At 56.8% G+C, this 25,142-nt stretch carries 24 protein-coding genes and 1 pseudogene; 11 read left to right on the forward strand and 14 right to left on the reverse strand.

Annotation, left to right across the window (positions count from 1 at the left end; translation table 11 throughout):
• Positions 1–976: 976 nt before the first annotated feature.
• A complete protein-coding gene (locus P0D89_RS34260; RefSeq protein WP_408363847.1) occupies positions 977–1,249 on the reverse strand; it encodes a helix-turn-helix domain-containing protein in 273 nt (90 codons plus the stop codon).
• A gap of 628 nt (positions 1,250–1,877) precedes the next feature.
• Between P0D89_RS34260 and phaP the strand changes: the two genes are divergently transcribed.
• Positions 1,878–2,444 (forward strand): TIGR01841 family phasin, encoded by a 567-nt coding sequence (gene phaP / locus P0D89_RS34265; protein ID WP_408363849.1) that lies wholly within the window; start codon positions 1,878–1,880, stop codon positions 2,442–2,444.
• Between the two features lie 299 nt (positions 2,445–2,743).
• On the forward strand, positions 2,744–2,962 hold the full coding sequence (locus P0D89_RS34270; protein WP_408377828.1) for a hypothetical protein: 219 nt from the start codon (positions 2,744–2,746) through the stop codon (positions 2,960–2,962).
• Positions 2,963–2,987: 25 nt separating this feature from the next.
• On the opposite strand, the gene P0D89_RS34275 is transcribed toward P0D89_RS34270, so the two are convergent.
• Genes P0D89_RS34275 through P0D89_RS34285 form a run of 3 tightly spaced genes read right to left on the reverse strand, consistent with a single transcriptional unit; the run spans position 2,988 to position 4,513 of the window.
• Positions 2,988–3,800: an IS5 family transposase gene (locus P0D89_RS34275; protein ID WP_408363851.1), complete on the reverse strand. Its 813-nt coding sequence runs from the start codon at positions 3,798–3,800 to the stop codon at positions 2,988–2,990.
• A 42-nt stretch (positions 3,801–3,842) separates the two neighbouring features.
• Positions 3,843–4,295, reverse strand: coding sequence for a hypothetical protein (locus P0D89_RS34280; RefSeq protein ID WP_408363853.1), 453 nt, complete (start codon positions 4,293–4,295; stop codon positions 3,843–3,845).
• Positions 4,292–4,513: a hypothetical protein gene (locus P0D89_RS34285; protein WP_408363855.1), complete on the reverse strand. Its 222-nt coding sequence runs from the start codon at positions 4,511–4,513 to the stop codon at positions 4,292–4,294. The genes P0D89_RS34280 and P0D89_RS34285 overlap by 4 nt, the downstream gene beginning before the upstream one ends.
• A gap of 83 nt (positions 4,514–4,596) precedes the next feature.
• On the opposite strand from P0D89_RS34285, the gene P0D89_RS34290 reads away from it, so the two are divergent.
• The 3 genes from P0D89_RS34290 to P0D89_RS34300 all read left to right on the forward strand — a co-directional run bounded on the left by P0D89_RS34290 (position 4,597) and on the right by P0D89_RS34300 (position 6,563).
• On the forward strand, positions 4,597–5,565 hold the full coding sequence (locus P0D89_RS34290) for a LysR family transcriptional regulator (protein ID WP_408363857.1): 969 nt from the start codon (positions 4,597–4,599) through the stop codon (positions 5,563–5,565).
• A 563-nt stretch (positions 5,566–6,128) separates the two neighbouring features.
• Complete coding sequence (locus P0D89_RS34295) at positions 6,129–6,320, forward strand: hypothetical protein (RefSeq protein WP_408363859.1); 192 nt, start codon at positions 6,129–6,131, stop codon at positions 6,318–6,320.
• 9 nt (positions 6,321–6,329) lie between these two features.
• Positions 6,330–6,563 carry a YybH family protein gene (locus tag P0D89_RS34300; protein ID WP_408363925.1) on the forward strand — a complete coding sequence of 78 codons (234 nt, stop codon included), beginning with the start codon at positions 6,330–6,332 and terminating at the stop codon, positions 6,561–6,563.
• Between the two features lie 236 nt (positions 6,564–6,799).
• On the opposite strand, the gene P0D89_RS34305 is transcribed toward P0D89_RS34300, so the two are convergent.
• Positions 6,800–7,078 carry a hypothetical protein gene (locus P0D89_RS34305; protein ID WP_408363861.1) on the reverse strand — a complete coding sequence of 93 codons (279 nt, stop codon included), beginning with the start codon at positions 7,076–7,078 and terminating at the stop codon, positions 6,800–6,802.
• A gap of 553 nt (positions 7,079–7,631) precedes the next feature.
• Between P0D89_RS34305 and P0D89_RS34310 the strand changes: the two genes are divergently transcribed.
• A complete protein-coding gene (locus P0D89_RS34310) occupies positions 7,632–7,838 on the forward strand; it encodes a hypothetical protein (RefSeq protein ID WP_408363863.1) in 207 nt (68 codons plus the stop codon).
• A 233-nt stretch (positions 7,839–8,071) separates the two neighbouring features.
• On the opposite strand, the gene P0D89_RS34315 is transcribed toward P0D89_RS34310, so the two are convergent.
• On the reverse strand, positions 8,072–8,833 hold the full coding sequence (locus tag P0D89_RS34315; protein ID WP_408363865.1) for an SGNH/GDSL hydrolase family protein: 762 nt from the start codon (positions 8,831–8,833) through the stop codon (positions 8,072–8,074).
• Between the two features lie 64 nt (positions 8,834–8,897).
• On the opposite strand from P0D89_RS34315, the gene P0D89_RS34320 reads away from it, so the two are divergent.
• Both P0D89_RS34320 and P0D89_RS34325 read left to right on the forward strand, forming a co-directional pair.
• Positions 8,898–9,098, forward strand: a complete 201-nt coding sequence (locus P0D89_RS34320; protein ID WP_408363867.1) for a hypothetical protein — start codon at positions 8,898–8,900, stop codon at positions 9,096–9,098.
• A 234-nt stretch (positions 9,099–9,332) separates the two neighbouring features.
• On the forward strand, positions 9,333–9,500 hold the full coding sequence (locus P0D89_RS34325) for a hypothetical protein (protein WP_408363869.1): 168 nt from the start codon (positions 9,333–9,335) through the stop codon (positions 9,498–9,500).
• 1,060 nt (positions 9,501–10,560) lie between these two features.
• Here P0D89_RS34325 and P0D89_RS34330 read toward each other — a convergent pair.
• From P0D89_RS34330 to P0D89_RS34360, 7 genes are all read right to left on the reverse strand, one after another.
• Positions 10,561–11,118, reverse strand: coding sequence for a MerR family transcriptional regulator (locus P0D89_RS34330; protein WP_408363871.1), 558 nt, complete (start codon positions 11,116–11,118; stop codon positions 10,561–10,563).
• Positions 11,115–11,531 carry a hypothetical protein gene (locus P0D89_RS34335; protein ID WP_408363873.1) on the reverse strand — a complete coding sequence of 139 codons (417 nt, stop codon included), beginning with the start codon at positions 11,529–11,531 and terminating at the stop codon, positions 11,115–11,117. Before P0D89_RS34335 ends, P0D89_RS34330 begins: the two co-directional genes overlap by 4 nt.
• A 1,346-nt stretch (positions 11,532–12,877) precedes the next feature.
• Positions 12,878–14,131 (reverse strand): TniQ family protein, encoded by a 1,254-nt coding sequence (locus tag P0D89_RS34340; RefSeq protein WP_408377830.1) that lies wholly within the window; start codon positions 14,129–14,131, stop codon positions 12,878–12,880.
• A gap of 93 nt (positions 14,132–14,224) precedes the next feature.
• The gene (locus P0D89_RS34345) at positions 14,225–15,583 is read right to left on the reverse strand and encodes a TniQ family protein (RefSeq protein ID WP_408377832.1); all 1,359 of its coding nucleotides are present in this window, start codon (positions 15,581–15,583) and stop codon (positions 14,225–14,227) included.
• A gap of 199 nt (positions 15,584–15,782) precedes the next feature.
• Positions 15,783–17,336, reverse strand: a complete 1,554-nt coding sequence (locus tag P0D89_RS34350; protein WP_408377834.1) for an ATP-binding protein — start codon at positions 17,334–17,336, stop codon at positions 15,783–15,785.
• A gap of 39 nt (positions 17,337–17,375) precedes the next feature.
• Entirely contained in the window at positions 17,376–19,715 is a 2,340-nt protein-coding gene (locus P0D89_RS34355; RefSeq protein WP_408377836.1) for a TnsB C-terminal domain-containing protein, read from the reverse strand.
• A gap of 251 nt (positions 19,716–19,966) precedes the next feature.
• Positions 19,967–20,779, reverse strand: coding sequence for a PDDEXK family nuclease (locus P0D89_RS34360; RefSeq protein WP_408377838.1), 813 nt, complete (start codon positions 20,777–20,779; stop codon positions 19,967–19,969).
• Between the two features lie 513 nt (positions 20,780–21,292).
• On the opposite strand from P0D89_RS34360, the gene P0D89_RS34365 reads away from it, so the two are divergent.
• From P0D89_RS34365 to P0D89_RS34375, 3 genes are all read left to right on the forward strand, one after another.
• A complete protein-coding gene (locus tag P0D89_RS34365; RefSeq protein WP_408377840.1) occupies positions 21,293–21,928 on the forward strand; it encodes a helix-turn-helix transcriptional regulator in 636 nt (211 codons plus the stop codon).
• A gap of 121 nt (positions 21,929–22,049) precedes the next feature.
• Positions 22,050–23,462, forward strand: coding sequence for an APC family permease (locus P0D89_RS34370; protein ID WP_408363885.1), 1,413 nt, complete (start codon positions 22,050–22,052; stop codon positions 23,460–23,462).
• Complete coding sequence (locus P0D89_RS34375) at positions 23,459–24,400, forward strand: acetamidase/formamidase family protein (protein WP_408363887.1); 942 nt, start codon at positions 23,459–23,461, stop codon at positions 24,398–24,400. The genes P0D89_RS34370 and P0D89_RS34375 overlap by 4 nt, the downstream gene beginning before the upstream one ends.
• A gap of 365 nt (positions 24,401–24,765) precedes the next feature.
• On the opposite strand, the pseudogene P0D89_RS34380 reads toward P0D89_RS34375, so the two are convergent.
• Positions 24,766–24,942 (reverse strand): annotated as a pseudogene (locus tag P0D89_RS34380) (IS5/IS1182 family transposase); the annotation flags it as partial.
• Positions 24,943–25,142: the final 200 nt, after the last annotated feature.

A 25,142-nucleotide genomic window follows, 5' to 3' on the forward strand; every position in this document is an offset into this window, starting at 1 on the left:
GTGGTTTTTGCTACGGTTAAAGGTTAAAGGACCAACGTACTTTTGCCCGGTAAGTCACCCTCGGCTGCTAATGTGCTCGGCTTTTAATGCCTGTCGCTTCAATGTAAAACCGGATAACCGCGCGATGCTTAGCGATTGAAAATTCGGCCGACTCGCCTGCTTTGCCGCTTCCATCCACCACCCCATTCTTTCCATGACTACCGCCTTTATCATGAGAACGGCAGCTTCACTTCCTCCAGTTCCCCGGGCCGCCTCTGGCTCCGTTCCCGAGGCGCGGTCAATGCGTCGGATCAAGCAGTCCTCCTCGTTTTCGCTTCAGTGCAAGCGTGCCGGCAGCAATACGGCGGCTGCGACGTCGTTCGTCTGTTGCTACTACCGCTTCAACCGGGGCTCTTTTCCGCTTTGCAGTTCGGTTGCATTCGCGGCGCTTCACCCGTTTTCACACTCGCCAAGCTTCCTTGATTAAGTACTTCACCACTTTTGGGCGACGGGCTTGCGAGTAGGCACAGGTCTGGTCGCTGCGCTGAGTGTCCGCTCTGGTAGACGACCACGCTCTATAAACTGCCCGAAGCCCCTTGCCCGCAGCCGGGTTCCCGCGTTGTCCCAGTCTTCTGAGAAGGGCATGCGCAAATGTCCTTAGGTCGTCGCGTGCGTGCGAAGCCTCGAATTCCAGAATGGTTTCCCTAACCGCCGCGAGCGTGCTTTGCTCGTACAGCATGCTCGCGATATGCGAAGCGCCTCTCGACAACTCCATTTCGTAATGATTCAGACGCGGTGCTTCGTCGAACGCCCCTTTTCGTTTTAGTGCCTTCACATCGATACCCCGGGGTTCTGCGGGAACACCTGCCGTGTCGCATCAGAAATGCGCGCAGCGGCGTCATTGCGAAAGCGATGCCGACCGACCTGCGAACGTCAGAACGTATGGGCATCAACGGGAGAGAAACTCGCTAGGCTCGCGATTCCCGCGAAATGCGAATCAGGCGACCTGAGGCTGCCCTGTGCAAAGCCAGTGAACATCGAGATTGAGAAGGGTGGCGAGACGCATACAAGCGTTCAGCGGCGGGACGGTAATTCCGCCTCGCCAATATTGCACGTCGTATTCATTCACTTCCAACCACTTGGCTGCGCGTGCCGAGGTGATGTTGCCGCGTTTGAGTGCCCTGTCAAGGCGTGCGGCCACGGCGCGTCTCAGGCGGTCATTCTCGGCACTGCGCTCGAGATGATCGATAGTATTAGTGTGACGATTCATCCTATGAAGCTTCTCTCAGATATTATGTTTTATGCAATTTAATCCCAGCTCTCCGGCTGCCGGTCAAATCTACGTACAAGTTATGACGGCCTCGTGACGTCAAAGGCTCGCAGCGCCGTATGGCGTCCATACTGGCACATGATCACATGCATGGCTACACGTACAACTACTCCTTCACCAATAAACCGCTGTCAAACAAAAAACAGTAAATCGTTGCGCCCACTTCACGCTTGCGCGCCAGGTCTTCCGGTAACGAACAGTCGCGCATTCAACGCTTCTTGTCGTCGAATTCCGCATTGCTGGAAGCAACCCTGGCGGGTGGGCCATGACGCTTTTGTGGCGCTGCACACATCTGACTGAAATATCACCATGAATGTCCTGAGGAATCCGAAAACGTTCCTCGGGTATTCCCTTAAATTTCTGTCTCTTCCAATACTGTCGGGGCGTTCGCCCATGTTCTCACGCGCCGCTCGGCGCTGCCGTCGAACCAGTGGTTGACATCCATTCACTCTCCCATAGAATGGATATTGCTGCACCGCACCAACCTTTCATGCTTCGTGACTGTCGCTCGCGATTTGATTCATCTGACTTTTCAACATTAGCCGCTTCACCTCTATGGAGTTTAGTGATGAGCAGTCTTCCCCCGGAACAAGTCGTCGCTGTGCAGAAAGCCAGCGTTGACACAACATTTGGCCTCCTGAACAAAATCTTTGAGGGCGTCGAAAAGCTGGTCGCGCTGAATGTGCAAGCGGTCAAATCCAGTCTTGCCGAAAATCAGGAAATCCTGCTCAAGGCGGTTTCAGCCGGAGAGCCGCACGCGTTGTTCGCGCAACAGGCAAGCCACGCTCAACCCGCCATAGAAAAGACACAGTCGTACTGGCGCCGCGTTTACGAAATCACCTCCGGCACTCAAGCCGAAATCGCGGCGGTCGCCGAAGCGCAACTCAAGCAGTACCAGCAAGATGCACTGGCTTTTGTCGACAGCCTCGCGAACAAAGCGCCGGCAGGAAGCGAAACCGCTGTGGCAGCATGGAAAACGTTAATCACCACGGCAAGCGAGACGGCGAACACGACGTATGAAGCTGCGAGGAAAGCCGCAAAGCAGGCAGTGGAGACTGCGGAGAGCACGGTGGCATCGGGTTCGGACAAGCGGACTCGACAACTTGCAGCACCGGTCGAGGCCAATGAAAAGTAATAGCGTCTTGTCCTAGCTCACTGGTGTCAAATCTTCCAAGCGAGCCCCCGCTCGCCTTGCTTGCGGGTGGCCATCAATGGCGCTCGGAACGCCTGGAGGCAACCAGTGCGCCTCGCACGCCGTCACGAAACCCGTCTTCTGAGCCATAAACTTTCAAGCGGCGGTGCGCAGGTCGCCTGCCCTAGCCGCATTTGATTTTCGTCCGGCATCTATCACGCGAAGCGACCACATTCCTCGCGGCTGAGGGCGCATCGAGGCGGGTGCCACAGGGAACGGCAACGAGACTGAAGGAGGATCTGATGAACACAGCAGAAAGGTCCCTGCGTTCGCTGGTGGAAAAATGGCTGACCTCAACCGCGGCGACACCCATTCGGGTAACCCGATTCGGTCGCACAGGCTCCAGCAGCGGGCGTTACGTACGCGTTGATGCACAGCGACCGGAAGGTTCAGTTTGGCTTTTTTTCTTCCGGCACGATGACGGCGCATGGCAGGTGTTCCCGCCCGGGACCGGCGGCTAACAGTATGTGCCGGCGCTAGAGCGTGTTAGGAACTTTGAGGTACTGGAAGCGCGTGTACGAGCATGTGCATTGCGAAGACCACGAAATCAAGACCGGCAAGCGTTACAGGTAGTCGCTCATAGTCACGAGCAAGGCGACGGAACCGGTTGAGCCAGCCAAAGCTGCGCTCGACCACCCACCGCCGGGGCAGCAGTACAAAACCGTTTTTCGCTTCCTCGAGTTTGATCACCTGCAGTTCAATGCCTTCGTCGAGTGCAGCCTGCGCTGGCTCTTTGCCCGTGTATCCCTGATCTGCAAATGCAACCTTGACTGTGTGTCCCGTCACGTGCTGGACCTGACGTGCCAGTTCTGCTACCTGGGCGCGCTCCTGTTCGTTGGCCGGTGTCACATGCACCGCCAGCAATTGCCCCAAGGTGTCCACCGCAATGTGGACCTTGCTGCCGCGTTTGCGCTTATAACCGTCGTAGCCGGCACGCGGGCCGCTTTCGCAGGTCGACTGCATCGTGCGGCCATCCAGAATGACGGCGCTGGGCTGCCCGTGCCTTCCCTGGGCCACGCGTATTATCGAACGCAGGTCGCCGACCATGTACTCAAAGCAGCCTGCCTGTAGCCAGCGTTGGGTCTGCTGATACACCAGTTCCCAAGGTGGGAAATCATTGGGCAGCATCCTCCATGGCGCGCCGACCCGAGCCATCCAGCACAATGCATCAAACATGTCGCGCAAGTCGTATTTGCGCTGCGGCGCGTTGACGTCCATCAGCGTCAGACAGGGTGCAGCGAAACTCCATTCCTCGTCCGACACATCGGTCGGATACCCTTTGCGGTCTGCTCTTTCCATGCCGCCAGGATACCAGGCATGTGCCCGGCGAGTAATAAAGCTTCATGTTTTATCCTGACAAGGAGCTAAAACAATTGCGCTACGATCGATCCCACTACTGGGGGGAGGCGGATTCAAAAGCTTACTCAACGGCTTCAGTGGGCCTATTGGGAGGAGCGAGAATGTCATTAAGTGCGCTTTCCCCAAGGGAAGTGCCTCAAGCATTTCATGCGCTTGACTTACGTCCGTAACGTTCAGGATGAACGCCGCCCCAGCCCGGTCTTGCAGTGAATACCACTGGTCGATCTTGCCCTCGAGGTAAAGCTGCGCCGTCTCGCGAACTTCGGTCGGAAGAATGTGTTGGACAAGTTCCATGTCCGTGCCTGGCGGAAAGGTGCCAATCGCCAATATCTTCGTGATTGGCGTGGTTGGCATCGAAGTGGTTTGCGCCATGGAGACTCCAGCAGAAGCGACCAGCACAGAGGCTGTTGTCAAATTAAGAAAAAGGCGTTTCATCCAACGTCCAGCACCGACATGTCGGCGGAGATTCCGGCCAGTTGGGCAAGATCGGAGGTAGCAGCAAGCCCACGCATGTGAAAGTGGTCGAGGGCGCCCAGTTGCTGTGGTGTGAGCGGCCGATCCTCCGGCCCAAGGACCGTGAGTGCGATCTTCAGCCGATCGGTCAGTCCGCTCGCGCGATAGTGTTCGCGGTCGCCATCAAGTGCATCAGTCATTGCACACTCCTCACTTGTGAATTGCTGGTGCCAAGGTACCATCGATTTTCGCGAGCGACTATTCATCACAATGTTGATAAGCCATGAAGCAGAACTTCACAGTCAGACAGGGCGCGCTCGACGGCGTGGAGGTGTTCCTGAGCGTTGCCCAGCATCGCAGTTTTCGCAAGGCAGCCGCGGAGTTCGGGGTGACGCCATCGGCCATCAGCCAGACGGTGCGTGTACTCGAAGCGCGCATTGGCGCAGCGCTCTTCATACGCACCACGCGCAGTGTCGGCTTGACCGAAGCCGGCGAACGATTTCTTGCGCGCGCAAAGCCTGCCTTCGAGGAACTGGTCGCCGCCAGTGAGGTTGCGCGTGGACTCGGTCAGCGGCCAGCCGGATTGCTGCGTCTCTCGGTGCCGCGCGCGGTAATCCCGATTCTGCTGGAGCTGATCGCATCCTTCTGCAAGGCTTATCCCGAGGTCGAGGTGGAGTTTGCTGCGAGCAAGGAGGTGATCGACCTTGCGGCCGAAGGATTCGATGCCGCCGTCCGGCAGGGGCATCTCGTTGCTCCCGATATGGTCGCGGTGCCAATGACGCCACCATTTCGTCTCATCGTCGTCGGCAGCCCAGCCTACTTCGCGGAGCGCAGCCGGCCCAGACACCCGAACGACCTGCGCCAACATGCATGCTTGCGATGGCGGCGATCCAACGGCGCGCTCGCGCTATGGTCATTCAACGACAACGACCAAACGATCGAGATCGCCGTATCCGGCCCCCTCATCGCCAGTGACTTTCCCACCACGCTTGGCGCGGCGATAGAAGGCCTGGGCCTGGCCCAGTTGCCTGAGCCGCTGGCAGCTGTTTGGTTGAGATCGGGAAAACTGGTACAGGTGCTGGAGGCGTACGCGCCGGTGAGACCGGGGGTGTTTCTCTGCTATCCAGGCCACCGGCAGATCATGTCGAAGTTGCGCGCGTTCATCGATCATGTGAAGAGCCGCACGGCAGGCGATGGCAAGGTCCGGGTACAAGCTGACGCGAGGCGCGCCGGGCCGCGAAAAAGAGGCTGATAGTCTGCGTGAATTCCATGCATGGGACTGCGTTCGACTCGTCCCTGCTGCGTCGTTGTTTCGGGTCAAGGGCAGGCTTCGGAAGCAGAAGGGACACTTGAGCGTCCGGGAGCCGTCCCCCCTGAATGGCCATAGATGGACGAACCCGGTCCCGTGCAGAATGCCAATGGCAGCTTGTGGTCGAGGCCGTGTCAAAACGGAAAATCGCAAGGTTTTGAAGGGTCGCTTTACCATTGCCGACACTCGCCGAAGCCGTTGTAGGCCTTTCTCGCAAGCCGGTTTCGACAGCGCTCGAATGAAGCGCACGTTTTGACACGGCCTGGGTCCAATGCATCCTTGTCCCCCTGCTATGCTGGATTGGCGGTCCGGACCACTCCATGGGCTCGTCACTGAGGCGCAACTTTTCTTGGGACTCGGGCCGTCATGTGATGGAGAGTTATTTCGCCCATTGGGATCAATTGAACGTAAAGCATACTTAAGCCGCGCCGGCATTTCAGTTGCCTGGATCACGCAGCGGGCGCAACGCACAGCTGCAAATGCCTCACGAACGGAAAGGAGAAGCCATGACAACCGATGAATCTGACGTTCGTGACCTCCTCACCAGACGGGATAACGCGCTTGCACGCGGCGACGCCGCAGCCGTAGTGGCGACGACCGACCCGGATATTGTTAGCTTTGACCTCCAACCGCCGCTGCGCCTCATCGGCGCGGCAGCCCGCGATCCGGCCGACCTCGACGGCTGGCTCGCTACATGAGACGGGCCAATAACCAGTCGCTTCATCGACCCCGTGATCCACATGAGCGGCGACCTTGCCGTGGCTCATGGGCTGACGAACCTGCGAGGCGACAAGAAAGATCAGGGTTTGGTGGACGTCTGGTTCCGCAGCAGTTTCGTGCTTGTTCGACGTGCATCCGGTTGGCGCATTGTGCATGAGCATCACTCATTTCCGATGAAGATGGACGGCAGCAATCTCGTCGCCAGCGATCTCAAACCCTAAGGACTGAGCAAGTGCGACTCGCTGGATAACCCCGCCAGCTTCGATGCGGCGGCGGACTTCAGTGAAACCGACACCTGGGCCACCCCGGCGGGCGATGCATCCGGTCCTTCGCTGTCCATTGGGGCGGCAGGCGCTGCGCAGCCCACAAGCCCGTAGCGCGTCACCTGAATTTTCAGGACGCACGTTCGGCGCTCGGTACAAGGGGCGCGAAGAAGCCAATCGTGACCGCATTTATCTCAACAGAGAAAGCCGACCGCCACCAATGAGGCTGCACGACCAGCCGGTCCTGGCCAACTTGCCCAGAGCGTGGCGAGAAGCGTCGCGGCACCGGGAATATTGGCAGGAATCCAAAACAGTTTGCGATTGGCTCCGCCTTCGACTTGACGAACAATCGCAGGGTTGTTGGGCGAGGCCGTATCGAGTATGGCTTGGTCGTACCAGCCCGCGCCAATGAGGAAACTGGTCGCAATTAAAGCATTGAATACGGCGACAAGCCCCATTGTCAGATCGCTCATCAGGCGCCCTCCACGCTCAACGAGCGGCAAGATAGAGTTGCTGCAACGGCGGCACCGCGTCCATCGTTCGAAGCAGCAGCAGGGCTGCGAGCCGCTGGACGTGCGCGGCAAGTTTTGGGGCTGCGACGGAAGGCCGGCCGCATGATCATCATTCGCTACGTCCGCCGCGGCGTCGCGTCTTGATGTCTGTCCGAGGTCCGCCCGACACCCAGCCTGATCTACAGGCGTGCGAGTGCGCCGCTGGAAAGTGCGCGCAGGCGCCGAACGATTCCAGCAAACTATTGCATCCACCGGTTGAATCCGCCGAGCGAAGCAGTCACCCAAATGTTCGGCTTCTGGTGCGAGCGAAAGGCGCTTCGGTTCGTCGAAGTTCGCGTCCCTGAGCAATACTGGTCGAGGCAGCGCTGCAGACGGAAACATCCCTTGGTAATCAAAGGAGGATCAAAAGATGGCGAACGTTAGAATCATCGCGCCGGCTCGCGACGGCGGCCATGGACAAGGTAGATTTACGCGACACAGTATCGAACTGAACACGAATCCGGAAAAGCCGAGCTTGCTCTACGCCGTTGTTGATCAGTTTCCGATGCCGGCGAGTGACCTTGTCAGTCTTGTGCTCTTCCGCGATGAGATTGACGGAGAAGGTTTCCGCGACATCGAGGACAACGAGCGACTCATACGTATGTCGATGACCCGCGACCAAGCGCGTGCGCTCGCCGTCGCGCTAATCTCCTTTGTCGACGACGACGGCAGACCAACGTGAGGCGGTAGGGAAAGACGCGCCAGGTGATTGGGCCGCCCGAAAACGACTCGCACGACGGGCGGCCGGGACCAATCTGATTCGACTGACCGCGTCCGACCCGCCGCCGCCGTTCAACCACGTGACACCTTGATGGCAACTTCGAAGCTGAAATCGGCCATTCGTATAACGCACTGCGATCCGGAAGATCGCCGCGCGGTAGTCACGATGTCCCGTGCGAGCGACGAAGCACCCCTTTACCAGTTCTTGGATGCGAGGAACGACTTCACCTGCCCCGCGACTATTGTGTAGCCGGCGTCGTTGAGATGCACCGTGTCGTAACGCAGCGAAGTCGGCGGGATGTTGTTGTTGTGATCCGCGACGTCCTGAGGAAGGCTCGGATCGTACGAATTGACTAGCGTCGCCTCGACGTCGATGAAATTGTCCGGATACGCCGCTTTCAAGGACGCGTTGAGATCGTCGATGTACTGCGCGCCCTCTGCACCCGCATATTCATAGCTGTACTCGCCCTTGATGACCGAAAGCACCGCGAAGTGCGCACCGGTTGGCTTGAGCCACTGCACGATGGATTTGACGTCCGCGATGACAGTCGAAGCGTCATTGTAATTGTTACGACCGACCCAAATGATCGCGGTCCACATGTCATAACCTTCCGTGTCGGCGAGGAATGCCGATCCAGCGGCACACGGCACAGCCGACCCGGTGCTGTCACGCGTGAAGGTATAGCTTTCGGTCGTCGACGGCGGCCCGCCATCCGCTGTCCGATGGAGCGCGCCATGAACCGAACAGAGCGTTCCCGACTCGCTGCGAGCGGTGTCATCGGCTGGTGTCGACAACAGATCGATCGACAAACTCGATAAACCGACTGCAGTGTTGCTTGCCGGCACCGCGTCGCCATCGAGCGTCACAGCGGATGGCAACGCTCCGACCCGCGCTGCGATTTGCGTCGATGTTTGACCTCCGATGCCGAGATTCGCATATGGTCTATTATTTAGCATTACAGATAATATTTCCGGATAACCGCCGTTCTCCGATCCGACTCCCAGCGTCAAACTATCGCCGATGGCAACGAGATTCGGCGACGAACTCGCGGCCGCGGGAGCGGAAGCGGCTGCGGGAGCCGATGCGGCTGCGGGAGCCGAAACGGCCGCGGGAGCGGCACTTTCGACGTTTGAAGAAGTATCGCCGCCGCCGCTGCTGCCGCCGCCGCCGCCGCAAGCAGTCAGCACCGAGCTGACGGCCATTACCGTCAAAAGTGCTTGAGTCCGATTCATGGCTCCTCTCTGTCGAGTAATCGAGTCCCTCAACCTGCACGCATCGCCGGCCTTGAAGCAAGCGGGATATCCGAGGCTTCTCCCTATTTCAGGGACGAAACTGAGTCAGCGTTCTTCCTCTGCGATTCGCACTTTGCCAGGGTTCACCGCATGGATTCGCAAGATCGGATCGGGTATTCCGGTCGAACATAGAGATCGCGCCATTGGACTGAATCGATAGAACGTGGAAGACGATCTCCAGAAAACTGCAACACAGGAAAAGTATCGCCAATACGACGATGCTTCCGCTTACACCGTACTTAACAAACATATTGATCAGCGCATTGTCGCTCGCACCGGATTCCATGCTCGCCGCGGATCTCACCTGGTCCGATACGAGCCTGCCCAGTGACTGCGAAGGCGACGCCGAGCAAATCGCCTTCGCCGACAGCCTGCATCGGATACAAGAGACGCACGAGGGATGGATTGTCGGAGCCCTGCATCCTCACATCGCTCGCTCGCACATGCAGTACGCGACTGTTGCTGTTCGCGATGTGCGCATGACGGCGTCGGCATCGACGGGACCGCGCCATCGCTGCCTGCAAGCGTACTTTCATGGGAACGGACGCGTGCCTGTCGGACGGAAATCGCCAAGACCTTGTCGGTTTCGCACGGATCTCCATCGAGAAGAAGGGAACCCCGACGTTCATGGAAGGCCTGCTCCTGCAATGGCCCAACCCGAAGGCACGGATCACCGGTGCTTCCGGAGCGGTGTTGTTTCCGGATCCGAACTCGAATTCCAAGTTTACGGTCTTTGTGGGCGCTTACTTTCCGATCTGCTACGCCTCACTCCCGGCCTGGGCCGTTCTTTGTGATCGCGTCCATGGTTCTAAAGACTCGCTCGCGTATTCATCTGTTCAACCTGATCATGGGTGGCATTTAAATACTGACGGCCGCTTATCTGATTTATGTAGCGCTCGCCCGTCATGGGGCATGATGGGCTTCAGAAGCGAGCGCGGAACAGGACGAGTTTTCACCGGTTCTGCGGCGCCATTTCTCGCGCCCCGGCAACAACGCAGGGTTCGCGCAATCAAGTTCTCTCTACCTCGATTCACACGAACGACAGTTGTCGTGCGTCGATCGGCCATCCGGACCTCGTGGTGTCCGAGCGGGCGATCGTCCGGAACTGGCTGCGTGGTGCCTCATGCAATGGGCGTGCGGAGCATCAATCTTCGCCAGGCAGCGATCGGCAGCGCGCGACCCACGTCAGTCATTCGTACCCTTGCGCTGTCGACGGCAGCTACGGGGAAGCTTGCAGTCATCCGTGGCGGCAAGCCAGCGGACGTCCGCGGGACCATGCTGGTTACTTTGGCCCGGTGCGGGAACCGCGCCGAGCGGCAGCGTAGCGGGCAACGATGCCATCACCTTCTATGCTGACAGGGTGCTGGCGTCCGCGGCATCGAGCGCAAAGCTCATGGTGTAAATGAGGTGGGGCTCTTGCCTGTCAGTCTCGCGCGTCGGCGGATTGCGTTTGCCTCTTCCGGTGTCAGCCCGAGCGAACCCAGAAACGCCAAATGCGAGTCGGGGTTCTCTGCCTCGAACTCGGCGTGCCACCGATCCATATCAACGTCATCGAAGCCAGCACCACGCAGCATCGCAACCCATGCGTCCTTGCCACGCGGGCGTCCTCGACGACGAAACGACGGTTGTGCTAGTAACGTGGCAATCGCTTTCTGGCGATGTCTAAGACGCGCGACTTCCTCCGTCAGTGTCATCAAATGCGTTTCAAGGATCTGGGCGGCCGCATCTCCCTCATTTGTGAGCAAGTCGCGTATCGCGACCAACGGCAGTCCGGCGGCCCGGTAAGCGCAGATCGCGCGCAGCCGCTCGCGTTGCGTCTTGTCGTAAAGGCGATAGCCCGCGGAACTGCGTCCGGACTGGACGAGCAGACCGAGCGCTTCGTAGTGAAGGAGCGAGGAGCGCGCGAGCCCTACCTCGCGAGCCAGTCGTCCGAGAGTCAGTCGTGTCATGACGGCAAGGGAAGTCGATCGGGTGAGAGAAAGCGATAGCGCGCATCGGAACGGGCCAGCAAATCGGGCGAATAGTGCGCGGCGATAAGCGTGCGGCAATCGCCTGAAAAGGCCGGTGCGCGCGCGAGAAAGTCCTCAAACGACAGCGATGGATCCGAAGCCCCGGCGCGCGCCATGAGCCGGATCAGCGCTTCTGTCATTGTATGGTGGTATCGATCTGGTACGCCGAGGTGTGTGGCGTATCGCGCGATGCCGGCACAGGTCCACTCAATGGCCTCATCCAGTGGGAAGCGCTGCAAATGAATCCACGCCACGCGCAGATGGTTGCGGTGATTGAACGCGGACGGTGGCAGCCGGCAGGCGAGGAAGGCTTCGAGGAACACGTCGTCGGTGAAATCGCGGGCAATATCCATCTGGATCGAAAAGGATGTCTGTTAAACATGATCTCGATCGTGAAGGTGACTACGGCAGTAGGGTCAAGCGCATTTACGGCTCGTTTGAACGGAATCGGTCGATCTGAGTCGCTTCCAGCCACCGACTTTCTGGCGCAATTTGGCCTCGAACTACCGTAGCCGACTGGCGCCTGCGGCGCGTCCAGCGACCGGGCGCGACGGTCGCCTTACCTGCGCGGAGCCGACGTCTGAACGTCGCGCTTGCGCAACGAGCGAGTGGCGCTTCCTGGCCGGCTCCGGGCGAATCGAGCGCGCCCGCTAACAATGGACGTCCGAAGCCCGGTGACACAATCAAACTCCCATCAACTAAATGGGAGTCTGTCATGGGAAACAAGCAAAAACTCGAGCCGCTTGGAAATGGCGCATATATGGGCCCTGCGAAGCGCTTCATGACGAGAGAAGTCGCCACAAGTCGCTGAATGGCATCCGTTCAACATGCCGCGGACAATATGAAAGCAAATTGAAAATAGTTCCGCAATGCCTCTTCAGACAAGGTAAGTACGCACGTATATTTAGTTTTCCGAACTATACATCCTGAATCCCAACAAACCGTTTCCCCTGCTGCGCCGAAATTTGCAGCGCTACAGATCAAAACCGTATATCCAATAAATCAAACATTTACATCTATTTTTTCATGATACGAAAAAGAAAGTGCGATCCTTTTTGAAAATTTCAACGTGTTTCCGGAAAGTGCGGGCTTTTTTTTGTGCGTCGACACCTATTCTGTGCACACAAAAAAGTACGCACTTCACTTTCCAGGCGCGACGCTAGTGGGCGCGCGCGCCTCTTGATACAAAACCAACAGAACTACGCACTCAAACGCTGATCTCGATTAGGCAGACGCGCTATTCTGAACACAAGTTCACACCTGCCGCGTGCGGCAAGGGCGCGAGAGCCGCAGTTAATTGGGGTCATATAAAATAGAGCATGCTTGCGGTAGTGTGGCGATTGTAGGAGCTCGAACCAGACACAAACAGCCCTAGCGCCTCCGTTCAGAGAACTCGAGCACAGATCTTTGGGGAAGATCGCGAAGCCCGTGACGTATGCCGCATCAGATGAGGGGCATCACTCTCCGTGATTGTTTACGCGAGCACGATCAGTCGACGTCTCGACTACTTCAAAGGCGTCGACGTTGCCACACCTGAGGTCCCGTAGCTCCCGCGTGACCGCCGGTGGCACGAAGCTGGAGGCTTGAGGCACCATACAAGAGCCGACCTCGATCACGACCGCGTCTTCATGCTACCCCCGCTGCATCGCCGCTTGATGCCTGTTTTTCATCCGCGGGGTCGGCTCTGCCCGATGGCCTACTAGGCTGAATACATGTTGAAGACTGTTCGTAACGGAAGCCCAAGCATCTTCGAGATATCTGTGGGACCGTAGCCAGCAGATCGTAAACGCTTCACTTCTCGAACATACGCCTCGCCCCAACGCTTAATCTGCGGCGGCCCGATGCCAACATCAAGCTCAGCGCATCTGAACCTCATGCCGCAGGTGCACGCGCACCTTAGCGCGGAATTTCTCCATGCGGCGCTTTCTACGATATGCCCGGCGCCATGTTCCGCGAGCGTATTCGGACATTCCACTGGAGGACGCGCACGGAAATGCGGCCTACGCCTAAAATTTTCCGGCGGTGCGTTACCGTACACTGCCTTGAAACGACAATCATCTAAGAGGTTTGGATCCCGTTCGATTAAATTCAGCATGGTCGCAAAAATTACAATCCACAAAAGGCGAGATGTCTCAAATCCACGAAGCCTTCTACAATCAGGAAATCGCGTCCCCCTATAACCCACGCATCCCAAATAATCCCCGCCAAAACAATTCTCAATAATAAGTAAAATGGATTTTCGCAATTCGCCATGGTCACGATACTTCAATCTTCTTTTAATCTTTTCATTGAAAACTTCATAAATATATCGACGATCAATTCTCACTCTCCCATTCAATAAATCATGCGACAACTTTGCATATTGCAACGCCGCCTCTTTTCGTACATCCATTGACTCCCGCACCATAGGTGACACACCCATGGTCTGGGCGACTTCCGGCGTAACAAATTTAAGATAACGGCCACCTTTGCTAGCATTGTAAATCCAGAGAAACTCCGCATGATGAACACAGAGGGTCACCCCTGGTAGTTGATGAGTCCGGCGCCAGTGCCTAGGCACTCCCTGCTCCATGTCTTCCGCAATGCAGCGCCTGCAATAGCGAAACCCCTCGCATCCCAATGCCGGCCAACTTCCATTACGTTTCTTGCCTCTACTCCTCGATACAAGCATTTCTCCAATCAAATCATCGGACGCTTTCTCATCAATCAAACTCGATACGTATGGAAATAACGTCATCCTGTGAATTATCTCCTTCGACGTAAGTCCCCAACATGACTTGGTTTCCACAGCAACATGACTATAATTTCTACCCAACAATGATGGCCGAGTCCTTTCACCATAAATTAGTGGAATCACTCGCTCTACGGTTATCGACGGAGACATTTCCATATATCGAGCGACAATCCCGAACATTGGTTCATCGTCAAGTTGCTCATCGAGATAGACAGCCATTAAACTCTCCAATCTGCGCCACGAGACACGCGATGTTTTATAGAAGACTGGGGTCATACGGATTGCGCCCGAACGGCGTTCACCACAATTGATTCACAGCGAACGCTCGATTGGTTCTGCAAGTGCAGGCGCCATACCTTCTGAAAACGCACCAGCAAGCGCCGCGACCTGTCTCCAAAGCCTGACGTCACGTTGAAATGCAAGGTTGGCATCGCCAAGGTGATCGACCAACTGGATCCAGGACGCCAGATGCCTCGCGCGCACAGTCCGCCGGTGCCAGGGGCGAACTTCGATCCCGTAGCGGATTTGCCGTTCGACATCGCGGACCTCAAGGCCCAACGTTCCCGCAATTCTCACGACGGAATAGCCCCGGCTTGCAAGAATCGCAGCAGTTACAGCGAGGTCGGGTCCCACCTGCGTGGGCACGATGGATACATCGCCACAATTGAATTGCTGACAGATGAAAGAGAAGCCACAGGAACAAAAGTAATGGGGAGTGCCGTCTCCCATATTTTTTCTCGAGACCCGATGGTCCTCATCATGCTCAGATTTCGCCCCTGGACAAACCGCAAAGTTTGAATTCGCAAGGCGCGTTGAGCTGTCCATCAGAAGATATGCCACCAGCAGGGTAGACACTGACTGAAGTGAGCCACGAGTCGGTCGAAGGAGAGCCCGACGCAGCCAGATAGAGTCGTTACGCGCCACGCCCATCACCCGCATGTACGCTCCCCCGAGGCGCGTAGTCAGATCACGTGACATTCGCGCAAGATCCAGAGAGGCGCCTCTGCCATAACCACAGCGCTGAACGTACTCGAGGCACACGCCGAGATCGGAAAAACCTGCCCACGGGCAACCACCACGCAATAGCTGACCTGCCAGGCGCGCTACAGCATCCCACGCGATGACCTCGCTAGCGCTTCCATCAACTGCTGGACGCGCATCATCGAACTGCGTATCTACAGTCAGAAGTCGTCGCGCCGTCGCGGCGCCAGCAAGGCAGAGTATTTCACCGTGCCAGATGCAGGTAACCACGCCGGGCAACTGATGCGAGCGGCGCCAGTACCGGGGGTCATTCAGATTGTCGTCCCGTCTCCAGCAACTCCGGCAGAAACGGAGACCGGGACGCCCTGGCTCCAGAAATCCAGACCACTGCGCGCATCTTGAGTTAGGCCCGCTAATAGACGGGTCACCGCTCGGACCAAATACTGTCGAGTAGAACGGCGCAAGGGTCAGCGTGTCCTGGATGGCGCGCGCACTTCTTCCCCAGGCGGCGTCCGTCTGTGCTGACAGATGCTCAAATCGCAAGGTTTCATCTGTCGCAACAGCGCCTAGAGGCCCCATGAGATAGCGTAGAAAGCGCGCCGTGTCACCGACAGGAGACATTCGAACATAACGCGCAATAACACTGAAAAGCATCTCATCGGGCAATGGCTCGTCAAGATAGACTGTCACGCTACCTCCGCGTCGATATTCATCGCTCAAAGGAGCGTTACGCCCGCATACAAGAGTAACCGAGACCTTCAGGCGGTCTCATCGCTCCCCAACCACAAGCGCAGTCTGCGTAGAATGTTTTGTGACGATTCTGCTTCAGACATCGCGCCACGGTGAATCTGCAAAGGTCTGTCCTCGCGATGAACGATCATCTTTCAGATCAATGCTTCGATGCTACCGCCAATGCAATCATCTCCCTGACTGGCATTGACGCGTCTGCAGTCAGTTTTGACCTGACAAACGCCTCGGCCTCGATTTGCGGCCAGTCCATCTTGATTAGCATATCTACACATCTCGAAAATTTCTTTGACGCCTCGTCCTCTCCCGCGGTCAGTGCAAGCCGGCTCCTTTCCTGATCCAGCAGCATTTTCTCCCTGATATCAGCAATCTGTTTTATCGCCGTATCCCTGTATTGATCCAGCGCGACAAGATCCTTCCTGCGTAGGGCCCCCAGAAGGCCTTCGACGAGGGAAAATGGTTCCTTGACCGCTTCACGAATAAGTGCAGGCGTAACACGCGACTCTCCCGCACGATGACCAGCGTATTGGGTGTGCACCCAGGCAAGCTTCATAAAAGCTGGCGATCCAGCTCCGACCTCAATAAGCGCCTCGTTCACGGCGTCGCTGTTGAGCGGCGCCTCCCGCAGGAAATCAATCTGAGTGATCTTCTTGGCGAGACGCAACGAGGCCTCCGGCCCCGGGAAGAGGTCGAGCGGGATATACGCTCTGCTGGCAACACGCCGGAGATTGTGAATGGTTGCTTTTATCATGTCGCCCGCGTCAGGAGTTCCAACGAGCACGAAAAGACACTTTCCGTCATTAAGCAACCCGGTAATAAAATCCAGCAAATGCACCTTGTCGGCGGATTTGACGGCGAACTGGATTTCATCAATCACAATCATTCCCACGAGATGCTTGTTGATTTTATCCACCACAGCAGCGATCCAGTCACCCGTGTTTGCACCACTCCTCATCTCGCCGACATAATTCGTTCCTAAATGGATATCAAACCAGTGCAGAATCCCCTTCATAAGAGTGGCTACCGATCCATTAGCCGGGCAGGAAACGAAAATCCATACAACCTGTGCAAATCTAGCCGATATTCCAGAAAACTCGGTATGTTCCACTATCATTGGGAACATACTTAAAACCATCTTTACCGTCGTCGTCTTCCCCGCCCCGGAAATACCAGGAATGAAAATACAATCGGCATGCGAATCGTCTACGGGATATATGGCGCAAGTTTCCCCCCTCTGGGTTGCCTCGTATCTAGACTGTGCAAGTTCTCTCAAGGACCTCGTGGGCAGAAGCCCTCTGTATCTATGACGCAGGGCAATATGCAACCAGTCGATGAGTTTGAGGTGTGGCTCTGTCACGACTAGAACATTTGAAATTCTCTCAATTGCCAGGAGCCGCAACAGCCCGGAAAGATTCCGAGCATTTTCCGGGTGATGAACAGCAAAGCTGATACTCATCGCACTGGCAAACTCCTTCTGCTCCTCAAGCCGAGGGAGTGCCAAAATCATCGGGTTATTTGCATTCTCTGGCAGTTCCAGTGTCGATGCATGGTAGCATGCCGATACCGAAGTGGCTTTTCGGCCAAAAATAGGATCGTCATACGCGTTGACTGGAACAAGCTTATACAAGTCATCTTCGCTTTGCGCAGCATCTGATTTATTTTTTTTCGCTCTTCCGATCGAATTTCCGCTTTTCATGTTGACGCCTCAATTTGATTATAAACGTGATTCAATAGCTCACATCGAATCCAGAATGTTCTGAATATTTTTTGACATTCTCTCTGCAATCGAACCCTTTCCTCCACTGTCCTGTTGTTCGTTGCAATGAACTTCTGGGACGTCGTCGCACTGCTCTCTTTGCTGAGAACGCACGGACTGAGGTTTTCCCATTTTTTTAACTAATTCGGAAGTATTTGGCTTACCGGACGACTGCTGCCGGCGTTGCTGTCGAGGATGATCGATACCAGCCTGCTTGAGTGCCTTTCTTTGCTCCCGCCTTGAAGCGCGGCTTTCTTCTGCATTGTTCAGCCCATCCATAATGCGCTGCGGTTGAAGGGCATCATGTTCCTTGCGCGCGTTGTCCCGGTCCATGCTCCGGTACAACTCCCATTCCATCAGTGTTCCGCCACCAGGTAGTACCTTGTTGCTCTTTGCGAGTTCCGCGTATTCCCATTTCATATCCTCAGGAATCAGTATTTGCGAAGGGGAATCTGGATTGAACTGGATCTCCACCGGCTTCTTCGCATGTTTTCCGAAAAGGTGAACGTGTTTTGATTGAATATACGGCGACGTGTAATACGAACCTCGCCAGTGCAGCCCTTGCTTTGAAGGCTTTGCCGGTTCGAGCGGCCACGTTGCGCGGCGAATCTCATCGATAGAATGCTTCCGCAAAGTCCCTGAGCGATTCTCCAAGCCCCAGTTCCATCGGTTGAGCGGCGTATCTGCTATTCCCGCAGTCGCCATCTCGATAATTGCGCCTTTCCGACCGATCGGTGTTTTGTTGTGTCTCAAGATCGCGCGGATCAGCTTCCGCGTAAATTCACTTATCGTGTGGTTCGCATCCCAGGCATAGTGCGGAGCCCCGCGTGTCGTAGCGTCCGCCTCCACCACGCCGAACGTCGCTCGCTGAAAATACGCCGGAATGATGCCGAACCTTCGCTCCACAAGTGCACGCAGAGTGGGATCGCCCGCCTTCGCATTACTGATCGGTATGCCCAGAATTTTGTTGACTGCCTGCCACCTCGCAGTCTTCATAAAGTCGCCACCACGATCGGCGAAGAAACCAGACAGCGGAAGGTATTCACAGGGCCAATCAGGCCAGGCTATCTTCATCCCAAACTTTGCGCAAACCTCGTCCTTGGGAGTCGCGATGTTCTCCAGCATCAACGCAACACCTTCGAACGATGGTGGGTCGAATGTCGCATAGAATCCGACAATCATTCGACTCCACACGTCCATCGCCAGATAGACTGTGGGACGTTTGACTACCACCGTCCGATCGTACGAGAGCACCAGAAATACATCGGCTATCGTCGCATCAATCAGATATTCCTGCCCCGGCCCAACGGAATGCTGTAACGCGTGCCCCTGGATCGGGCGCCCATGCCGCGCGTACTGTCGCTCGCCCATTTGCCTGCGTTTTCTTGTTTCAGGTGGCACCCGGGTCTGATAGTAATGCGTCAATTGCCGGCGGGTAACGATCCCAAACGGTGCGAGTTCCAGGTCGATTATCTGACCGGTATGATCTCGCACCTCGTGATTGCAACGACAGACATAGTTCAAGTGGTCTGTCAGATCCTGCCACGTCACCCGGGTACGCAGTCCGCCGCGACGACCGGGACTCCTTCGGGCCTTGCGCCTCGTGGAACTTCCGCGTTTCGGGTGCTTCTTGGGCTTGCGTGTTGAAGGGAAACGAGCAGCATTGGCGTATTTCCTGATTTCCTCCCGATCTTCATCGCTCACTTCGAGCGTCCATGGACCGACTTTGCTGGTGAAATAGATGTCGATGTATTGCTCGAAGAGCCGTTCAAGCGCATCCGTTCTCGGCGCATGGAGGCCACGGTTTGAAGGCTTACGCCCCGGCCTTTTCTCAAATGAGCGTGCGACAACCGTCGGTTTAGCGTCCTCCCCTGTCTGATATCGTGGCGGCTGCAAGCTGCGACCACAGCGCCAAAATTCTGAGGCAACCGCGGCTTCGTTCATTCCTCTCTGCAGATATTCACGGAAGATCTTGCGGATACGCTGAATCGTCACGCCACAGTCATCCGCAATTTCCTGCAAAATCTGCGTCCGTCCTGACCCTCCCCGAAGCGCCCGATACAACTTTCGTGGATTTTTGACAACGGGTGCGATTCGTTTCCAGTTGACCTCACTCTGTCGATCGCCGGCCGGCGTTTCCCGCATGCTCCTTTGAAGTACGCTGTATGGATCGTCCTCCTGTTTGATACGTGTAAATCCGTCTTCGCCTGAATAACCGCGCGCGCTAAGAACGCAGAAATCGGTCAAGGAGACAAATCTCAGAATCAGCTTGGATCCAAAGATGTAGCAGAGGACGGCTTCTGACGATTCGCGCTCCACATGCACAAGCCGGTATATCTTCCCACTCGACCTCTCCCTGTATAACTCCCTGAGAGCCGGCAACCTCTCCACGCGTTCAGCCATTCCTCGACACCTCATTTATAAATATAGTAGTACTAATTAATGTTATCGAAAGATAGCTCACTGCGGTTCTTGTGTAGATCTTTCTACGTGATCTTGATGCTGCCCGCCTAGTGTTCCGCGGTTTCGTTCCAGACCCGACTCAAGGAAATCCTTACGCGTGCGTCCCGTCATTTTTGCGACAACAGAACGGGAATATCAAGCGAGCACTCAACGATCCCCAGCGCAATCAGTTCATGCATCGCTGCTACGCACGCTGCGCGTGCAATACCGTTCGTGTCTGCTGCTTCATGACACAGGGTAAGTAGCGTTGATCCGGCATGTATCTTTAGTTGTCCTATGACTTGACGTCGAGAGAGTCGCTTTAGAACTGCCTGTTGTGCAAGTCGCTGAGAGTCGGAGAGCCCGCGATTCGCAATTGACTCAGCGATGTTGAAGAGGTTCCAGAGATGCTTTGACTTATGACTGTCTAGACCAGTGGAATATTCAATACGGTGATCTACCCCGAGCCTGCGCCAGTATTCGCTTTTGATCCGGTTTGCGTCCGATGGCGTATGCTGAGCTTCACGCGAAGACACTATATCTATAGCCTGCCACTTATAGGATCCGGCCTTACGTTTACTGACCATCAGGCTCGTCATCAGAATAGCTGGACTTCCATCCCGAAGCTTCGGATGCCTGACCCCTAGGATCTCGGCAAGCAGCATGGTCTTTTCGACGTCGATGAGAGGGAAGTGCTCATGAAGGTCACGCGTGCATGGATCCCAATGCTCATCAAGGAACATTGAGAACTCTGCGTCTGACGGAAGCACTATCTGGCGCCCGCCACAACGTGTACATGCAAACCTGCGCAGGCGTCCGATACCAGACATGTCTCGAAGGTCTCGACCGGCGACATAATCCGCACCATCTCCGGTGCCGCGGCCTTCCTTCTGAAACAAGTCTATCTGCTGTTCGGACAGGCTTTGGATCCTGGCTGCCACATGGCCTCCTGAAACAAAAGTTGATGACGCGAAGATATGATTAGTTATACGAAATAATTTGAAGAGAGGCACACGCCCTATCCCCTTCGTGATCATGCAGACGAATCGATGTGCACTCCCCTCCCTGAGGCCCGCTGATCGCTGACTAGGAACGGGCCATTGCGCTGTGCCTCGCTATCGAATGCGCGACCAATTGCCTCTTCCCGGCGAAACGCGCCGCCTCCCGTTTTATCGGCCATCTGCTGGCTTTGCTTCTTGCCTGAGAGAATGCCACCATCCCTTCCAGGCAAACCATCATCGCGGCTCCCGCTGATCGGGTCGGGCCGCCCCAGTCGTTGGAAAATCAACGCCCCGCCGCCCTCCATCCGGCACCGGACTTGCCGCGGCCTTCCGGCTTCCGCGAAAAAGGAGGCAGGTACCGCCCTACTAAAGCGATTGCCTGGCTTGTACACTCTCCTTTTCATCGGCGCGAACGCCAGCAAGCACTGTCGTTGAATTTTCAACACGACTTCAATGCTTTCCGCCCTATCAAAAATGAGGCAGGTCGACGCGCCACATCAGCACCTCGTCGTCTGCATTCCCGAGCGCGTCCTTTTATCGGCAGCCAGCGGTGACGGGACGTCCAGCGCGGACCTTGGGTGGCTGCACGAAAAAGCTTTCCGGGATGCGTTTTTGTCTCAACTGTGTCTGACCATCTGGGACGAAGCCCGCCACGGAAACCCGCTCGGACCGATGTTCGGCGATTGCGCCCACCTTGCGCTGGCCGCCGGCCTGATGCGAGGTGCTGGACGTCGCGGCAAGACCAAACGGGAAACACGCAAGCTCCATGATCGAGAACTTAAGCGCATCCAAGAGTACCTCGACGAGCGGCTCGACCAGGCCATTTCGCTGCGCGACGTGGCAGGCGTGGTGGGTTTGTCGCAGCAAAGCTTCGCACGCGCGCTGAAAGAGACAAGCGGGTTGTCACCTCATCAATATCTGATCACGCGGCGTCTTGACACAGCGAGGCGACTTCTGCTGGACCCCGCACGCAGCGTTGCTGAAATCGCAGCGACTGTCGGCTTCTCCGACCAGGCCCATATGACCGCCACCTTCTCACGCCAGCTCGGCTATACGCCGGGCCACTGGCGCAAGGAACGCCTCAGCTGAAACGAGGCCGGGCCCGACCGAATTCCCTTGTGCCGAATTCAAAAAGCCGCTTTTTTTCTACAAGCGTGCGCAGTGCCGCGTTCCTACTATTGTCCCGTGACTTTGTTACTGGGGAATAGACATGCAACTCAAGCGGACGCTCAATCGCATAGAGACTGTTGCTCTATCGGTGGCAGTCATCGCCATGATGGTCGGCATGACGCTCAATACGCCATTCGTTGCCGCGCCGGCGGGTGCCGCCGTGCCGCTGGTGTATGTGATCTCGACGATCGGCGTGTTGTGCATCGCCCTATCATTCGTGCGGCTCGCGTCGAAGGTCGGGCACGCCGGCTCGGTCTATGGATTGATTCGTTATGCGCAGGGCCGCAACCCCGGCTTCATTTCCGGCTGGTCGCTCCTTCTGACATACACGCTCTTCGTCGCCAGCGGCTTATTCGGCTTCGGGCTGTTTGCCTCGATGCTGTTCGATCCTGTCGTCAAAGTACCTTGGCCCGTCTATAGCGCGGCCTGCGGCATTGTCGTGTGGTGGGTCACCTACCGGGACATCAAACTGTCGACGCGTCTGATGCTGTCAATCGAGTTTCTGTCGATCATGGTGCTGATCGTGGTTGCCATGGTGATCTTGAAAAAGCAGCCGTCCAGTGCGGTGCCCTTCCAGGTAGGGAGCGCCGGCATCAGCGGCATCAGCCAGGGTCTCGTGTTCGGCGTGATGACTTTCATCGGCTTCGAGGCCGCCGCTTCGCTAGGCGAGGAGTCGCGCAATGCCTTTCGCGACGTGCCGTTCGCAATCGTCGCCACAGTACTGATCGGCGGCGCATTTTTCACCTTTGTCTCATATGCGCAGACGATCGGGTACGGGCTCGACAACATCAAGGCGTTCGCAGCTGCAGCGACGCCAGTAAATGACCTGACGAGCCGCTATCTTGGTGAACCGTTCAATGTCGCCATCAAATTCGGTGCCTTGATTAGTAACTTTGCGATGGCTGTGGGCTCCGCCAGTGCGGCTTCCCGCCTGCTGCTCGCGCTGGCGCGTGACGGTTTCCTGCCGCGGCCCATGGCCAGCATCAACAGCTTCGGTTCGCCGAAGCTGGCCACCCACATCGTGATGGGGATCAACATGGCGCTCGCGGTCGTCCTGCCGTTTATCGTTGCGAGTGCGTCCGACCTGTACGGCTATCTGGGCACCATTGCCACTCTAACCGTGCTGGTTGCTTACGGGATGATGAACCTCGCGACGCTGACTCACTTTGCGCGGCAGGATGTGCAAGCCGGAAAGGCATACCGTCTGCTGCCGCCTGTCGTTGGTCTGTTGCTCTCGGCGTACGTGCTGTTTGCCAACCTGTACCCCGTGCCGGCCGCGCCGTTCAATGTGTTTCCCTATGTTGCCGCAGCCTACATGCTGATCGGGGCAACAATAATGTTCCTGTCAACCCGTAAAGACAGTTCCCGCACGATGGACGCCTATGTGTTCCAGCGCATCACCCAGGCTGTCGAAGACACAACCCAGGAAGTCGAAGGACGCTCCCAAGCATGAATCACATCAGCAAGACCATACACAGTTGCCGCAACTGCGGCAGCCTGCATTCCCACTGGGACAACTGCGTACCGCCCGCGATGCATGTCGAGCCCGGCGAGGTGTTCAGCCTGACCAGCCCCGACGCATCCAATGGCGCGTTGAGCCGCCATTCTAGCGCCGCGGACATAGCGACGATCGACTTTAACAAGCTCGATCCGCTGTGCGGGCCGATCTATGTCGAAGGCGCAAAGCCTGACGATACCCTCAAGGTCGACATTCTGGATCTCCAACTGGGCGACTGGGGATGGACGGGATTGATGCCCGACTTCGGCTTGCTCGCCGGGGATTTCAAGCAATCGTATTTTCGCAGCTTCGATTTGACGAGTGGGTCGGTGGACCTGTTCGGCGTAGCGTTCAAACTGCAGCCGATGCTGGGCGTGCTTGGCGTGGCGCCCGCTGCGCCCGGGCCGCATTCGCCGATCCCTCCAACTCGTGCGGGCGGCAATCTCGACGTGCGCTACATGAACGCCGGAGCGACCCTCTATCTGCCCGTATACAACGAAGGCGCGCTGCTGTCGGGCGGCGACGGTCATGCGTTGCAGGGCGAAGGAGAGATATCGGGAACGGCGATCGAAGCGCCGATGACCGCGACGCTAAGGGTCGAAGTCATCAAGGGCAGCCCGCCACTGCGCGCGCCGGTGCTCGACATGTCGACGTCCAGCTATACCGAAACCGAATATCGCAACTTCCTCGGCGTCCAACCCGACCTGTTTCGTGCAGCCCAGGATGCGTGTCGTTTTGCGGTAGACGCCCTGTCCCGCAGTCTCGGCGTGGAGCCCTACGAAGCGTATGCAATCATGGGCATGGTCGGAGAGTTGCGCATCCACGAGATTGTCGACAAGCCGAACTGGGTCGTCGGCTGCATGCTGCCGCGTACCCTGTTCGCGCGTGGCTGAAGCGTTGCCGCAACCGATGGTCCGAGTGAGTGGACACGATGCTCCCAAGACACTCAACGCAATTCAAGATGGGTTGCCCGTGCGCATATGCCAGGAATTCGCTGAGGCAGTGCGGCTGGCGGCACTGGGCAAACAGCCTAAAACCGGATTTCCACGCCCTCGGCCGAATCGTTCACCCACGCATATGGCGCTTCTCGACCCAGGCTGTGTGGAGACGCCGAAATAATCTCAATACACGCAGCTCGGGCATCAACCAGAGCGTTTGGCAATTCGTGTATGGCTCAGTTCGCCGATGGCGAACCGCTGGAGGGCTCTAAGGCTCTCTAAATGGCTATTGTTTGCTTGCCTATAAGGCCAACAAATGTTCACGCGCCCGCCAGTCGCATCGCCTTCATTGTTTTCTTGAACCCTAGGATTCGCAGCACTCGCGTGAGATTGTAGGCAAGTACGTTAAGACTCATCTCGGTACCCACGTTGGGCAGCCTCCGTGTCAGGAAGTGCGTGTAGCCCATCCAATGCTTGAACGTCCCGAAGACATTGTCAAACGACACAAAGTTATCCGAGAAATGCAGCCGGTCGCGCCTCTTGCTACGTGAGTTTTGCCGGCCTCGGAAGCACGGACGGTCCGAAGAGTACGTCCGGCAGCATGCGTTTTCAGTCGGACGTCATAAGGTACCTTCAATAAGGCAGGTCGTTCGCCGTGGATCGCGCGTGTGAACACCGTTGTCCCGGACTCGCAGGT

Source organism: Paraburkholderia sp. RL18-085-BIA-A, from assembly GCF_046027075.1.
Classification (GTDB): domain Bacteria; phylum Pseudomonadota; class Gammaproteobacteria; order Burkholderiales; family Burkholderiaceae; genus Paraburkholderia.

What these genes read in the sequence shown, in the direction of transcription:
- P0D89_RS34260 (WP_408363847.1), bottom strand. Translation starts at nt 1,249, where the DNA reads ATGAATCGTCACACTAATACTATCGATCATCTCGAGCGCAGTGCCGAG.
- phaP (WP_408363849.1), top strand. Translation starts at nt 1,878, where the DNA reads ATGAGCAGTCTTCCCCCGGAACAAGTCGTCGCTGTGCAGAAAGCCAGC.
- P0D89_RS34270 (WP_408377828.1), top strand. Translation starts at nt 2,744, where the DNA reads ATGAACACAGCAGAAAGGTCCCTGCGTTCGCTGGTGGAAAAATGGCTG.
- P0D89_RS34275 (WP_408363851.1), bottom strand. Translation starts at nt 3,800, where the DNA reads ATGGAAAGAGCAGACCGCAAAGGGTATCCGACCGATGTGTCGGACGAG.
- P0D89_RS34280 (WP_408363853.1), bottom strand. Translation starts at nt 4,295, where the DNA reads ATGAAACGCCTTTTTCTTAATTTGACAACAGCCTCTGTGCTGGTCGCT.
- P0D89_RS34285 (WP_408363855.1), bottom strand. Translation starts at nt 4,513, where the DNA reads ATGACTGATGCACTTGATGGCGACCGCGAACACTATCGCGCGAGCGGA.
- P0D89_RS34290 (WP_408363857.1), top strand. Translation starts at nt 4,597, where the DNA reads ATGAAGCAGAACTTCACAGTCAGACAGGGCGCGCTCGACGGCGTGGAG.
- P0D89_RS34295 (WP_408363859.1), top strand. Translation starts at nt 6,129, where the DNA reads ATGACAACCGATGAATCTGACGTTCGTGACCTCCTCACCAGACGGGAT.
- P0D89_RS34305 (WP_408363861.1), bottom strand. Translation starts at nt 7,078, where the DNA reads ATGAGCGATCTGACAATGGGGCTTGTCGCCGTATTCAATGCTTTAATT.
- P0D89_RS34315 (WP_408363865.1), bottom strand. Translation starts at nt 8,833, where the DNA reads ATGCTAAATAATAGACCATATGCGAATCTCGGCATCGGAGGTCAAACA.
- P0D89_RS34320 (WP_408363867.1), top strand. Translation starts at nt 8,898, where the DNA reads ATGGCAACGAGATTCGGCGACGAACTCGCGGCCGCGGGAGCGGAAGCG.
- P0D89_RS34330 (WP_408363871.1), bottom strand. Translation starts at nt 11,118, where the DNA reads ATGACACGACTGACTCTCGGACGACTGGCTCGCGAGGTAGGGCTCGCG.
- P0D89_RS34335 (WP_408363873.1), bottom strand. Translation starts at nt 11,531, where the DNA reads ATGGATATTGCCCGCGATTTCACCGACGACGTGTTCCTCGAAGCCTTC.
- P0D89_RS34340 (WP_408377830.1), bottom strand. Translation starts at nt 14,131, where the DNA reads ATGGCTGTCTATCTCGATGAGCAACTTGACGATGAACCAATGTTCGGG.
- P0D89_RS34350 (WP_408377834.1), bottom strand. Translation starts at nt 17,336, where the DNA reads ATGAAAAGCGGAAATTCGATCGGAAGAGCGAAAAAAAATAAATCAGAT.
- P0D89_RS34365 (WP_408377840.1), top strand. Translation starts at nt 21,293, where the DNA reads ATGCTTTCCGCCCTATCAAAAATGAGGCAGGTCGACGCGCCACATCAG.
- P0D89_RS34370 (WP_408363885.1), top strand. Translation starts at nt 22,050, where the DNA reads ATGCAACTCAAGCGGACGCTCAATCGCATAGAGACTGTTGCTCTATCG.
- P0D89_RS34375 (WP_408363887.1), top strand. Translation starts at nt 23,459, where the DNA reads ATGAATCACATCAGCAAGACCATACACAGTTGCCGCAACTGCGGCAGC.